The 14,468-nt window shown below is 43.6% G+C and carries 10 protein-coding genes; 5 read left to right on the forward strand and 5 right to left on the reverse strand.

The genetic code is table 11. The features are described 5' to 3' along the window. Window positions 1-160: 160 nt before the first annotated feature. The 4 genes from ACXABW_RS16860 to ACXABW_RS16875 all read left to right on the forward strand — a co-directional run bounded on the left by ACXABW_RS16860 (window position 161) and on the right by ACXABW_RS16875 (window position 5,963). A complete protein-coding gene (locus ACXABW_RS16860) occupies window positions 161-1,717 on the forward strand; it encodes a DUF1800 domain-containing protein (protein WP_457526370.1) in 1,557 nt (518 codons plus the stop codon). A gap of 11 nt (window positions 1,718-1,728) precedes the next feature. Continuing rightward, a complete protein-coding gene (locus ACXABW_RS16865) occupies window positions 1,729-3,054 on the forward strand; it encodes a DUF1501 domain-containing protein (RefSeq protein ID WP_457526372.1) in 1,326 nt (441 codons plus the stop codon). Window positions 3,055-3,335: 281 nt separating this feature from the next. Further along, window positions 3,336-3,587, forward strand: coding sequence for a YgjV family protein (locus ACXABW_RS16870; protein ID WP_457526374.1), 252 nt, complete (start codon window positions 3,336-3,338; stop codon window positions 3,585-3,587). 300 nt (window positions 3,588-3,887) lie between these two features. Then, window positions 3,888-5,963 carry a hypothetical protein gene (locus tag ACXABW_RS16875; protein WP_457526376.1) on the forward strand — a complete coding sequence of 692 codons (2,076 nt, stop codon included), beginning with the start codon at window positions 3,888-3,890 and terminating at the stop codon, window positions 5,961-5,963. A 41-nt stretch (window positions 5,964-6,004) separates the two neighbouring features. Here the strand turns inward: ACXABW_RS16875 and ACXABW_RS16880 are convergent, their stop codons facing one another. From ACXABW_RS16880 to ACXABW_RS16890, 3 genes are all read right to left on the reverse strand, one after another. Continuing rightward, window positions 6,005-9,157, reverse strand: coding sequence for an efflux RND transporter permease subunit (locus tag ACXABW_RS16880; protein ID WP_457526378.1), 3,153 nt, complete (start codon window positions 9,155-9,157; stop codon window positions 6,005-6,007). A gap of 9 nt (window positions 9,158-9,166) precedes the next feature. Beyond that, window positions 9,167-10,303 (reverse strand): efflux RND transporter periplasmic adaptor subunit, encoded by a 1,137-nt coding sequence (locus tag ACXABW_RS16885; protein ID WP_252030878.1) that lies wholly within the window; start codon window positions 10,301-10,303, stop codon window positions 9,167-9,169. Between the two features lie 101 nt (window positions 10,304-10,404). Further along, window positions 10,405-10,965: a GNAT family N-acetyltransferase gene (locus tag ACXABW_RS16890; protein ID WP_457526380.1), complete on the reverse strand. Its 561-nt coding sequence runs from the start codon at window positions 10,963-10,965 to the stop codon at window positions 10,405-10,407. Between the two features lie 167 nt (window positions 10,966-11,132). On the opposite strand from ACXABW_RS16890, the gene ACXABW_RS16895 reads away from it, so the two are divergent. Next, a complete protein-coding gene (locus ACXABW_RS16895) occupies window positions 11,133-12,260 on the forward strand; it encodes an acyl-CoA desaturase (protein ID WP_457526382.1) in 1,128 nt (375 codons plus the stop codon). Window positions 12,261-12,361: 101 nt separating this feature from the next. On the opposite strand, the gene ACXABW_RS16900 is transcribed toward ACXABW_RS16895, so the two are convergent. Together ACXABW_RS16900 and ACXABW_RS16905 are read right to left on the reverse strand one after the other, a co-directional pair. Then, window positions 12,362-13,312: a glycosyl transferase family protein gene (locus ACXABW_RS16900; protein ID WP_457526384.1), complete on the reverse strand. Its 951-nt coding sequence runs from the start codon at window positions 13,310-13,312 to the stop codon at window positions 12,362-12,364. A 92-nt stretch (window positions 13,313-13,404) separates the two neighbouring features. Continuing rightward, window positions 13,405-14,031, reverse strand: a complete 627-nt coding sequence (locus tag ACXABW_RS16905) for a hypothetical protein (RefSeq protein WP_252030883.1) — start codon at window positions 14,029-14,031, stop codon at window positions 13,405-13,407. Window positions 14,032-14,468 lie beyond the last annotated feature (437 nt).

Below are 14,468 nucleotides of genomic sequence, written 5' to 3' on the forward strand. Positions count from 1 at the left end.
TGTTATTTTGCTCACCGAAACGTGATCTGTGCCTATAATTTACCGAGACATCGAGCTAAATTATTGAATTCTCAGAAATAAGACAGTTTGCATGTTGACTTTGTTAATTTATTAGATATTCGCATGATTGCATACGCATTTCAGCGATAAGAGAGTTATTATGATCAGAACTAATTACCTTAGTGGTTGGTTGCTGACATGTTGTATTTTTGTCAGTTGGTGGACTGTGCAGCCTACCAATGCTAGCGAAACAGAATTATCCGATGAACAAACTTACCGGTTTCTCGAACAGGCAACCTTTGGCCCAACCGCAAGTTCCATTGAGCAGCTAAAACACATTGGGCTAGACGAGTGGCTTAGCGACCAATTCGAATTACTGCCAACTTCCCATTTAGCGCTTTATTCCACCTCTTTTCCCGGTCACGCTCAGCGTAATAGGCAAAATGCCTGGTATCAGATAGCGATATCTTCACCCGATCAGTTACGCCAAAAATACGCTTATGCTCTAAGCCAAGTCTTAGTTGTGTCGAGGCATGGCGGAAAGCTAAACTCACGCGCTAAAGCCTTAACGCATTATTACGACATGTTGGTCAACAACGCGTTCGGAAACTATCGCGATATACTTGAACAAGCAACGTTGCATGCAGCAATGGGGAACTACCTCTCGATGCTAGGTAGCAAAGTCGCTAACCCCAACACCAACAGTTACCCCGATGAAAACTACGCTCGCGAAGTAATGCAGTTATTTACTATAGGGCTCTACGAGCTAAATCTTGATGGTTCACATAAATTGCAAAGTGGCCAACCCATTCCAACCTATACCCAAACCGATATCGAAGAAGTCGCAAGAGCATTCACAGGGTGGAAGAACAGCGATTGGGCGTACATGAAACCAATGAAAAGTTTGGACAAATATCATGATTTTGGTGAGAAAACCGTGCTTGGTCATACGCTCCCTGCCAATCAAACTCCCTACCGAGATGTGACGGCTGTTCTCGATATCCTCTTCGAGCACCCTAACCTTGCTCCACACGTTTCTCGTTTACTCATTCAACGACTAGTAACTTCAAACCCCTCTCCAAATTATATTAAACGCGTATCTTCTGTTTTTAATGACAACGGCGAAGGCGTAAAAGGTGACATGAAAGCTGTGCTGGTCGCTATCCTCACTGATCAAGAAGCCTTGGGTGAAGACGTTCATAAGCCGATTAAACTTAAAGAACCGCTTTTAGTCGCGACTCACTATCATAGAGCGATGGGCCTTATGTATGACGGTGCGAGAATGACGGTTGCCAATCGCGTTATGAATAATGCAGAGCAAGAACCACAAGCATCACCCTCTGTATTTAATTATTACTCTCCAGACTACCAGCCCCCCGGCATTCTTGACGACCAAGACCTTTATGCACCTGAATTTGAGCTACTTGGGTGGTCTACTTATGCCTCCTTGGTCAACCATTTAGGCCATTACCTGAAAAAAGGGGCTGTCGCTGATATGTACCTCGACTTAGATGAGTTGTACGACGTCGTTGATAACAACCCTGAACTGGTAGAAGTTGTAAACCTGCGCTTGTTTGGCGGAACGATGAGCCAGCAACTCGAAATGACGTTAGTTGATGGATTAGACGAATATGGAGACAACGTAAATCCGTACAAGAAGCTTTATCACGCTGTCATTATTGCTTTATCAAGTGACGAATTCTTTATACAAAATTAGAGGACACGCTAATGAAAATCTCAAGACGCAATTTTGTTGCAAGTTTAGGTGGCCTCTCACTTGCTTCTATCGCAACTTCAGTGCCCACTGTCGCTATAGCAGGCGAAACAGACTATCGAGCCCTTGTTTGTATCAACTTAGCGGGGGGGAACGATGCGGTAAATACCATAGTGCCAACAGATGACAATCATTACGACGAGTACAAAGCGGTTCGGCCGAGTATTGCTGTTTCAAAATCGACGATTGTTGAAATCCCTCAAACAGTTCTAGATAACCATGGACAGCCCGTAACACTGGGTTTGCACCCTAAACTAGCGCCCCTAAAGCCACTATTTGAGGATGGTAATGCCACAGTGATCATCAATAGCGGCATACTTAAAGAGCCGTTATCCAAATCGGACATTGAGTCTCAACTGAAACCACTTCCACCTCAGCTTTTCTCACACAATTCACAAACCAGTGAATGGGAACGCGGTGCAGCAGGAAGCTCGCTTCAGCTGGGTTGGGCCGGAAGGATGTTTGACGTACTTGAAAGCAACACCTCTATTGCACCCTTGTTCAGTATTTCGGGAAATACACTGTTGTTGCGCTCAGCTGATCACAGCCAAAATGTATTAAAGCAGAATGGCAGTATCAAACTAAGTGGGCTAAGCAATGAGCATATGGAATCGAACTATCAAAAGATATCAGAGGCTGACTCCGACAATCCATTCATCGCTCAAATGCGCAGTGTTATGGGTGATGCCATGCATGTGAGCCAAGCGTTAGCAGCCCAAATTGACAAGATAAGTGATTGGCCGGAGTTTTCTAGTTCCAATCTAGGTAAGCAATTTCAAATCGCCTACAAACTTATTGTAAGTCAATCTCAACTCGGTCAAAGTCGGCAAGTTTTTTACCTAAAACAGACTGGCTATGATGTTCATGACGATCAACTGAAGAAGCATCCCCTATTACTGGCTGACTTAGCGAAAAACGTCGCAGCTTTTAATAATGCACTTTCCCATCACGGGCTTTCGGATGCCGTAACTTCGTTTACTACATCTGAATTTGGCAGACGTTTAGCATCAAATGGCAACGGGACTGATCACGGTTGGGGTGGTCACCAGTTTGTGTTCGGTGGAGCGGTCAATGGAAATCAAGGTATTGGGGTTTGGCCTCAGTTACAGGTAGATGGGGACGATGACATATCTAAAGGCAGATTGATTCCTACACTGGCTAGCGACCAAGTTCACGCTACGTTAGCGCGATGGATGGGGGTCCAGCACCCTGAAGAACTTCGGTATGTGTTCCCTCATATCGATAACTTTGCGAGTAATAACCTCGGATTTATGACGTAACGCTCAACGATTAAAGTAAAAATATCATTCACCACGCAACTGAAAACAACTAAGCGCCAGCAACAGAAAGAGTAATTACTTTTTCTGTAGTTGGCGTTAAACGTTTGCGTAATCGCTAACCTTCACCGATGTCCTTTTTGGGGCTTTCATCACATATTTAGCCCTGTTATATTAGCGCCCAGTTATTCAAATTAGACCATTCGAGGCATGGAGCTTCCTCACTAATCTCAGGAGAGAAGAATTGGTACCGATAGGATCGGCAAAAATTAGAGGGTCAAATTATGGACATGAATATGGTTGAAATACTGGGTTACGCAGCGTCGATTATGGTTGCTATCTCACTCACCATGAAAGATATCGTTAAACTACGTGTATTAAACTTCATCGGTTGTGCACTATTTACAGCTTACGGTTTGATGATCGACGCATGGCCAGTTGTTGTCACCAACGGCTTCATCGCATGTGTTAATGTATACTTCTTAGCAAAAATGCAAAGCGAAAAGAAAGCGAATCGCGTAGAAACAACCGCTTAAGTAGTCGTTAAAACCATACAGAATATCTAGCCTCAGCATTTGCTGGGGCTTTTTTGTACATACCTAATTACCTAAGCAATAACTCATGCTTTTCTCAGTCTTATAGTCGATTACCCCAATCCTCTTTCTTAGTCCTTTCGGCTTTTCAACGCTGCTATTTCACTGAATTTGCATTAAATGAGGCTAGCACGGTGTATTTGATGTGAGATTAGTCCCAAAATCTGCGCAACTGAATCGTTAATCGATTACGCAGTGAACTTGTCTATTCCACGAATAATAGTTCTTAAGTAAGGGACAACAATGAAAACGAAAATCGCAGTAAGCATAGCTTTAGCTGGGTTGTGTATGAACGCGACTGCTGAAGAAGCTGCCTCTCAGCCGTATGTTTATGGTTACCAAGGTGGTAATCAAGACGCCAATTGGGGAGTCATTGAAGGTTTAGAGTTTGATGAACAGGTCGAACTGTATCCAGATATGCTACCTGATTACGTAAAAGACCTCTTTACCACTAATAATGAGATCAAGTTTGATATCCGTTGGACCTTTTCTTCACTGTCATCAATGTACCCGGATGAATGGGCAGCCTACCCTAACAAAGAGACAGAAAAAGGCAGACAAGAAGCGTTATATGATTTAAGAAACAATGTTGCATGTAAACCTATTTTTGCTCAATCTGCCGCAACTGATTTTCCACCTTCAGAAGCAGATGGTGAGGTTGCCAACTTAGAGCTTGAATCGTGCAATCAAGATGGAAGTAACAAAAACTACCGCATGAGGAGTTACATTCCTACAGTACCCGGTGCCATCTATGCGTATGAAGTTAAATACCGTCAGGTAGAACCGGTTGTCGATGATTCGTCAGACAACAACATGTGTCACTACCACCCATACGGGCCATACCGTAATTATCACCACGGCAGCTACAGTTACTACTCTAACCTACTCAACTATTTTTATGGTTTGAATCGTCATTGGGGCTCAGGTAACTGGCATCACCCTTGGTGTCGTAATCAGAGTGATGCAAATACGACATCGGTTGATGGCGTATTAACTGGCCGTATCGATTTTGCTGGCTACGGACGTAATTTTTACCATTTACATAAAGATGGTATCACCGTTACCGCTAAAGGATTTGTATGGCCAGGCTCTGCACACCTTGGCTGGGCGTTCGTCAATCGTTCATACTCTGGCCTTGGAGTAAGAAGCCACGTAAGTAATGGTTTCGCTCTTTCAAACGAAGTTGATTACCGCTTTGCGTATCGCCAAGGTGTCTCGGAAGCACTCACATTCGATCTGAAAGACAATATCTCGTACAGCGCTGAAATTGAATTTAAGCACTTCTATGCCTATGAGAAAGAAACCGGTGTTGCTGAGTTCTACAAAAATGGCATCAAGGTTTCTACACAGACCTTTGCTTCCGACAGCGCAAACGGCAGTTACACCAAGCGTTTTGAAACCATTGACTCCGGCTTTGACAAGATTGTTCTCAAAGCCGCAGGTAATGGAAACTCATATCGCCAAGCTGATAACAGTGACTTCACCGTAAAAGCGATTACGTTTGCTGATACATCGGAAGAATCACCAAGTCTGTTTGTTAATATTGGCGGAGAATTAAATTATTTGTCTACTGAAGTTGAGCCGGATGAAGAGCTCGAACAAGGCTTTAAAACGGAGACTCTATTTATAACCGCAAGTAAATTCCATACAACTTTGACGATTCAAAAAGAAGGCCCAGATGGCAGTAACCCTGTTCTTCTTCGCTCAGTGAATGTATCCGAATTTGCGAATAATCCACGCCAAGCGCAATGTGAAGAAATCTATCCGCATAAAGGCGATGCACAAGCGATGTGCTTACTAGGCGATAAAGAACCTGAGCAACTTGGTTGTGATTTAACTCAATCGGTCATGGTTTGGAAACAAGGTGAAAGTGATACTGGCCATGCGGATCCAAATACCAGTATTGAATCAAATATTCTTTCTGAGTCTTTACACCTTTCACTCGGCCAAAGCGGAAATGTTGTATTGAGACTACGTGAGCAAGGCTTCATTTCCACTTGTCCAGTATTTGGTAAGACGCTATCGCTTAACGAGGTTGCACCTACCGCCTACAACGAGGTAGGTATGGTTAAGGTTAAGCTACAGCACTGTACTAATCAGGAGTTGAACTCTGGATTTACTCTACTCACGAATGATCTAGACAATGGTTCTAAGACCTTCAAGTCTGCCCAATCGTTCTCGTTTAGCTTCGGTGAAGGATTCGAAAACTGTGCGGTCTCGGTGATTAAAGTAGAAGATGCGTTAGGTATCTATGGGAGCGGAGCGGTAAATCCATACGATGGTGACGGCATTGATATAAACAGCCTAAAACTTCAGTAAAAAAAGAGGGCCAATTGGCCCTCTTTTCATTTTCTTGTTAATTAATCATCATCTAGTGGCACAAGTTTGGTACTGCCACCATGGATTTTCTCGCGGCGTCTTTGTACGAATGCGTAGAAACCTGGGATGAGGAACGTACCCGCAAGTAGTACACACAACAAACCACCTATTAGGGAAATACCCAGTGAGTTTTGACTCACGTGACCTGCACCGGCCGCGAAGATCAATGGGAAAATACCAAGGATAAATGACCAGGATGTCATGTTAACCGCACGGAAACGTAACTTACCACCCTGTACTGCTGCTTCATCAATTGGTACATCTTTTTCTTCACGCTCTACCTTCGCGAATTCCACAATCAAAATTGCGTTCTTCGCGGCGAGCGCTATGAGTAAGACGAGACCTATTTGCGCGTACAAGTTCAGCGGTGTACCCGTTAAATTCAATGCGAGGAAAGATCCAAGCGTTGCTACCGGAACCACCAAAATGATTGCCAGAGGTATAGTCCAACTTTCGTACTGAGCAACCATGAACAGGTAGATAAAGATCAATGCCAATGCGAAAGCAAATATAGCTTGGTTACCCGCTAGAACTTCCTGGTATGCCATACCAGTCCACTCGTATTGATAACCCTGCGGTAGAACTTCCGCAGCGACACGTTCCATAGCCGCTATCGCATCACCACTTGAGTAACCTGGCGCTGGCTGACCTTGAATGACAGCACTGCGGTACATGTTGTAACGCCACGCTACATCCGGTTCAAACACCTGCTCATAACTTACCAAGGTACTAAGCGGGATCATCGCGCCGGAAGATGAACGCACATGGAACCTTTCCATATCTTCCATGGTTGTACGGTGTTCACTATCAGCTTGTACGGTGACACGGAAGTTTTTACCAAACATCGTAAAGTCATTAACGTACAACGAGCCAAGGTTACCTTGAAGAGTTAGGAACACTTCGGATAAAGGGATACCAAGTTGCTGTGCTTTCTCACGATCAATATCGACATAGTAATGAGGAACATTTGCTCGGAAGGTACTGAATGTATGAGATATTTCAGGTTGATTTGTCGCCTCCTTGATAACATCTTCCATCACCAAAGCGAGATCGGTACGACTGCGTCCTAATGTGTCTTCAAGTACGAATTCAAAGCCCGATGCTGCACCCATGCCCGGTACTGCAGGAGGTCCCATGGCAAACACTACTGCTTGCGGAAGCTCTGTCGCGGCTCTGCCGTTGATACGACGTGATATATCTTGGGCTGAATGACTCCCTTCCAGAGCGTTACGAGTTTCCCAATCATGCAGTTTGATAAATAGTGAAGCACCGTTAGAGGCGGCTGCACCTGTCATAAATGCATAGCCATTAACCAAAGTCACACCATCAACACCAGGCTCTTGATTAACTATTTCCATTAATTGCTGAGTCGCCTCTTCCGTACGTGAGAGTGACGCTGCATCTGGAAGCTGAACATTTACTAATAAAATACCTTTATCTTCTTGTGGCACGAAAGCTGTCGAAGTTGTCTTTGAGAAATACGTTACCGCAGCAAGAGCAATCACAAAGAATGTAATTAATAGCAATGACTTTTTGACGAGGTATCCCGCGACTTTACCGTAACCTCCAGTAACTCTCTCCAAACCTCTATTAAATGCTTTAAACCAATTTGCCGTATTGCCTCCGCCCTGTTTTAACACCAGAGAACATAGAGCGGGCGATAGAGTTAAAGCATTGATTGAAGATATTACAACCGAAATACAGATGGTTAGAGCAAACTGTCGGTACATTATGCCTGTAATACCCGGTAGCATAGATACAGGTAAGAACACTGCGAGAAGAACTAACGTAGAGGTTATGATTGGTCCTGTTACTTCTTTCATTGCTTGAAGCGTAGCTTTACGTGGCGACATCGTTGGATCTTTCGCCATCGTCGTGTCTACGTTCTCAATAACCAAGATAGCATCATCAACCACAATACCTATCGCTAGGATCAACCCAAACAAAGTAACAGTATTTATCGTAAATCCTGTCATTTGCATGATGGCAAATGTACCGACCAATGACACAGGTATTGCGACAACAGGAATCAACGTAGCTCGCGCACTACCTAAGAACAGATAAGTTACCGCAATTACAAGTAGAATCGCTTCAATAAGCGTTTTAACTACACCTTTGATAGACTCAGACACGAACAAGGTTGTGTCATAACTCGTTTCAAACGCTAAACCTTCTGGGAAGTTATGGCTCATTCTCTCCATCAACTCCATAACTGCCTTGCCACTTTCTAACGCATTAGCGTCAGACTGCAGTGACAACGTCACTATGGATGCGTCTTGTCCCCTAAATTCTCCTGCCGCATCGTAGAACTTTTTGCCAAGTTCAACTCTGGCAACGTCTTTTAGGTATACCGTTGAGCCGTCTGGGTTTGCACGCAAAACTACATTTTCAAACTCGTCGACAGTTTCTAGTCGGCCCTTAGTAATAAGGTTAAATTGTACCTCTTGAGGAGAGCTGTAAGGCGCAGCACCAACTCGCCCAGCAGCGACTTGTACGTTTTGTTCTGCCAATGAGGCATAAACATCAGAAGTCGTGAGATTCAGGTTGGCCATCTTTTCAGGATCCAGCCAGACACGCATCGAATATTCACCGCCACCGATTACGTTAACTTCACTAATTCCAGAAACGCGAGAAAGCTGGTCTTTGACGTTTAAATTCACATAGTTGATTAAGAACTTATCATCATATTTACCATCCGGAGAGTAGAAGTTAAGAACCATAAGAAGGTCGGGTGAACGTTTCTTAACCGTTACACTCGCCATCCTAACTTCTTCCGGCAGCTTTGACTCAATCTGGGATACACGGTTTTGAACGTTGACTTGGGCCATGTCTGGATCAGTCCCAACTTCAAACGTGACATTCAAATTGTACGAACCATCGTTGGCGCTTTTAGAAGACATGTAGATCATACCTTCAACACCGTTAACCGAAGTTTCTATGGGGTCGGCAATAGCTTGCTCTACCACTTCCGCACTCGCGCCAGTGTAGTAAGCAGTAACGCTTACAGACGGTGGACTAATTTTGGGGTATTCCGCAACTGGCAGAATAGCAAGAGAGATGGCACCTGCTAACGTCAGTATTATGGAAATTACCAGCGCAAATTTAGGGCGCTGTATAAAGAAACGACTTAACATCTAAGAACCTTATTCTGCTTTTTCTGCTTCGACGGATTCAGGTTGCTCTACACGTACTGGCATACCATTACGAATACGTTGTAGGCCTTGAGTGATCACCACGTCTTTGCTATCAATGCCGCTTAGAATAATAATCCCTTCATCAAGCTGCTTACCAAGTGCTACGTTTCGGCGCTCTGCAACATTGCCCTCTGTCAGCACCATAACGAAATCGCCTTCCAAATCAGTTTGCACTGCACGGCGAGGAACAACAGAAACTGACGTTGTTTCTTTTTCACGTAGTTCGACTTTTACGTGTTGACCAGGTAAAAGCTGCTGTTCTGGATTTGGTACTACCGCGCGCATTGCGATAGTGCCGGTATTGATGTCGATACGGTTTCCTAAGAAATCCAACTGCCCCATGTGAGCAAACTCTTCACCGTTTTCAAGCACAACTTGAACTTCTACGCCTTGCGCTTCTGAAGTACCATCGCCCTGAATACGATCCATCCCTAGAGCTAAGCGCTCGCGCTCACTGACGCTAAACGCGGTATGAACAGGGTCTAAGCTTACCAAAGTTGTCAAAATACCAGACGACGGAGAAACTAGGTCGCCTTTACTTGCTTTACTATCACTGATACGACCGCTGAATGGCGCTCGGATTTGAGTGTAAGAAAGGTTAACTTCAGCAAGTTTGATTTGCGCTTTCGCAGCTTCTAATTCTGCTTCAGCGCCCAAAAGTGCTGCGGTTAACGCATCGAATTCCGATTGTGAAATACTGCCGCGAGGTAATAGGTTTTTACCACGATTGAAGTCCAGCTCTGCTTTCTTAAGGGCTGCACTAGCCTGAGCGAGAGCAGCTTTGGCACTTGCTAATTGGGCTTCAAATGAAGACGGCTCAATGGAGTAAAGGAGATCGCCTTTCTCAACCATTTGCCCCTCTTCGAAGTGACGCTCTTGAAGATATCCAGATACTTGCGCGGTAATGTTCGTATCTTCAACAGCTTCAATTCGGCCAATGTAAGATTTGCTTTGATTATGTTCGACTGGCGTTACTTGCTGCGTAACGACTAACGGTAGAGGCGGTGTGTTTTTATTTTGTTCGTCACTACAGCCAGCGAGTATAACTGCACTGGCTAGCGTCGATAGGAGAAGAGTTTTTTTCATGAATAGACCGTTAAATTAAATAGGAATAACCTATATTCCAATTTAATCAATGCCTATTGCTACAATGTCCGAGAAATATCAGGACAACTTGCTCAACTGTTTCAATCTGTTACGAAGTGATTCGAGTGATGTTCAATTATCGATTTCTTCAAATCTGCCGCTGAATCCCACGTGTAAACTAACTCCGGTACTTGATTTCCGCATGGCGCATTCCAAAGCCTTTGTAGGGAATTCTTACCACCCATTCGGTCATAAAACTCAACAGCTTGCTTGTTTTCTGCCATAATTTCTAAGTACACGCCCGATTGACCAAAGTGCTGTTCAATCCAATTCGCTATTTCAATTAAAAGTTTTTGCCCCAGCCCTCTACCACGGTAGTTCTCGTCGATGTGTAATGCATCGATAATCGTACCTTTTTCGAAGTCGTGGTTACCAAATGCGCATACAAAACCGCAAAGCAGGCCGCCTTCTTCGATAAGTAGCACATGTTGATTGAATGGTGGATTGATCAAACGCGTTTGCCAGATTACCGAACGGTCGTCTTGGACGTCGTTTTTAAGAAAAGAATCGCCTAGGATTCCATTGTAGTATGTGCGCCAACTCTGCGCATGAAGCTGCGCGATACGTTCGTAATCGCTATATTCAGCTACTTTAAGTTCCATTCTTAGTTCCTTATTACTTCCTGTAAGAGGAAATTACAACATTCATACTATTCATTTACAGTTAGAAAGCCAAACATTCTATTCACATTTTTTAAAATCGCAATTTGACTTACACGTGTTCGCTGATATTCTAGCGAACAGTTGTTAGCTCAAAGGAAAATTCAACAATGAACACCCAAGATAAGCCACCGTTGATTTGGCTAAATATCTTTATCTTTTCTTCAAGCATGCTGCTCGCTACCGTGGCAGCACCGATTTACGGTTACTTCAATGGATACGGACTAGAGCACTTAGTCTGGCTGATCTTAACGTTTTCTTTCTGCAACTTATCGATTACCGCCGGATACCACCGCCTATGGTCTCACAAAGCCTACGAAGCTCATTGGAGCCTTCGAATCCTATTCGCATTGGGCGGTGCATTCGCCTTGCAAAATAGCGCACTGCACTGGAGTTCCGATCACCGTGTCCACCACAAGCACGTAGACGACAACGATAAAGACCCTTACTCAGCTAAACGTGGTTTTTGGTTTTCGCATATTGGCTGGATGCTTCGCCACTACAACAAAGCCAAGTACTCTGATTACAGTAATTGCCGCGATTTGCAAAAAGATGAAATCGTTATGTGGCAACATAAATACTACGTGCCTTTGGCGCTATTAATGAATTTTGGTGTTCCGATCGGGCTAGGTTTTATCTATAGCGATGTCATCGGGATGTTCCTAATTGTTGGTGCAGTTCGACTTGTGCTAAACCATCACACTACATTCTTTATTAACTCTCTTGCGCACATCTGGGGCAGCCAGCCTTATACCGATAAGAACACCGCGCGTGACAACGGTGTTCTGGCGTTCTTTACCTTTGGCGAGGGCTACCACAACTACCATCATATTTTTGAAAATGACTACCGCAATGGCATTCTTTGGTATCAATACGATCCAACTAAATGGCTAATTAAATGTGCCTCTTGGTTGGGGTTAGCGAAAAAACTGCGCAAGGCACCCCAGCTTAAGATTGATAAGACACGTGCACAAATGACGTTGAAATCGGCTCAAAGTAAAATCCAGCACTTGCCTAACTATCACCTACTGAACAGCAATATTCAGAATGAGTTCGAAGCACTTATGTCTTGCATGAACGAATACTATGAAGTGAAAAAGCAATTGCTAGAAAGTAAGAAAGCGGATTTGGTTAAAAAGTATGAACACTCAGTCTTGAGTGTGCGCTATAAGCAAATTAAGAAGAACTTAGAGAATCAAAGGCAATCTTGGGAATCATTGATTGCTCAGTATGCATAACTACATAGTTGCATGGTGCATAGTTACAGCGTAACTCTAGATTTCCCATCGATACAAAAAATCCCGCGTCTTATCGCGGGATTTTTTATTGAACCCGTTTATTACTGCTGACAGTAGGTATTCCAAATATCTGTTGCTTTACGGTGAGCTTGCTCTCGATCTTTCAAATCGGTAAACAATATTGACGCCATCGTAGAAATGACAGTGTTTGCCATGTTCACAGCCTCTTCTTCTGGCGTACCAAGTGGGCAAGTTGCAGGTAAACAAGGCTCTTCGTCGAAAATTGAATCCCAATAGTAAGACTCAACGCCGTCAGGTTGACTCAACCAAACTGTTTGACTCACTATAGGATTGTATTCCGATTCACCTGACTGGCCTTTAAAAGAGATAACAGAATGAGCAACCTCTCCTATTTCATATTCAATTTCAGCGTGTAGTTGTTGAAAGCCTGGGTGGAAACTCCCACGTAACCCTAGTCGGCCACCGCCAGGGTTGAGCGCTCGAACAACGGTATTGATAGGAGTTCGCAGGCCATAGCGACTTTTCCAACTGATCATCGTTTCTGCTTGAGGAGCAAAATGACCAAGCGGCAAATAAGCGATACCATGCTCAGAAATGAGCGCTTTAGCATGGTCAGCATTGTCGGCAAGTGGGATATTTAACGCATCAAGATAGTGCTCTGCGTGTTCTCTGCTTGCGGGTTTGTCGTCGTAACCATGAAGAAGAACAGTATAGCCATTGTCAGCCAACAAACGCGCAGCGATTACATGCCATGGCTTACCTGCTGCTGGTCGTTTTCCCGCATAACATGGCCAATCAATATCAACGCCGATATTTGGGACTAAAGATTGGAAAGCGGTAACAAATCCTGCGATTTCTTGCTTGGTTTCATTCTGTACACGAATCAACATCAGCAACATGGCCATTTGGTCATCATGCATTTCGCCGGCGAGATATTCCTTCATTACACGATAAGCTTGTTCAAATGTTAAAGGTTTACGCCCCCTTTCACCTCGTCCAACTGTGCGTATACACTCTAAAATACTACTCATCTCATTCCTTTACTGTTCAAACTTGTAACCAAGCCAGTATACCTCACCGAATGCGCTATGTATTCCTATGTAATGTCTATTAGCGAGTTGAATTAAAGTGCTTTTATATAACGCAGTTCACCTTCAAGGTCTTGATCAATTTCGAATCCAACTTTGAGCAAGTATTCGCGGTGCTCTTCAGTTTTCGCTACCGCACGTAACTGAGAAATACCTCTTTCTTTCATCACATCAGGGTGTGACTCATAGTAGTAATGTGCGATTTTCATGTCTCGAAATTCGGGTGTCACAAAATCGAGTTGAATGTCTAGGGTTTCTGAATCGTTACAATTACCGACTAATACACCCGCTATGCTGTTATTTCTCAGCATATAAAAGGCAGTGTCAGCAGTCTTTAAAGTGCCAACATCGGTTTGGCGCTCAATGTCCGCTTGATTGGTTTGGACGAAGTGTTGGAAGTATTCAGAGTCAACAGAAGCGCCAATCAGTTTAAAACGCTCTTTTGCCGTGTATAGCCCGTAAAGGTAATACACGTTAATACCTGCAATACCCAGATTCATTAGCATTGTGGGATACGAATCAATGAAATACGCAAATGCAGCAAAGAGCAAACAACCGATAAAGTTAATTACCCTTAATTTGACGATAGAAGTCATCGTAAGTGAGACTAGCACTACCAATGACGCTAAGTACCCAAACCATTCGACCCAATCAAATTCCATTTCGAGCTCCTTTCATTGACTAAATAAGTCACTAAGACTTGATCAATAAGTCCTTAATATAATGATAAAATTAGCATTTAATTAGACTTCTAGCAGAACACTTATACAAGATTAAGATCTCGGTCATACTCGATTGAACTCTCTTGCTTCCGAGTAAGAAAAAATGCCCGCTCGTTTATTGCGAATTTTTCGTCGCTTCTAGTGAAAGTTTTCAATTTTTGCTCTTCAGCATAAGAAAAACTGAAATATTCATCTAAAAACAAGCACTGTAAGCCCCTCTTTACTGTTTGCTTGCTTTCGATTTTTAGCAGGGTTTAACATTTTAGTTACACTTAACTTATACAGTGACTCCAAGATTCATCACTAAATAGTTCGGAGTTAATAGCAAAATAAAGCGGTGTTGTTGGTTTCTACAGCACACTCATCCGAAACAGAAA

This window comes from Vibrio paucivorans, assembly GCF_054053395.1.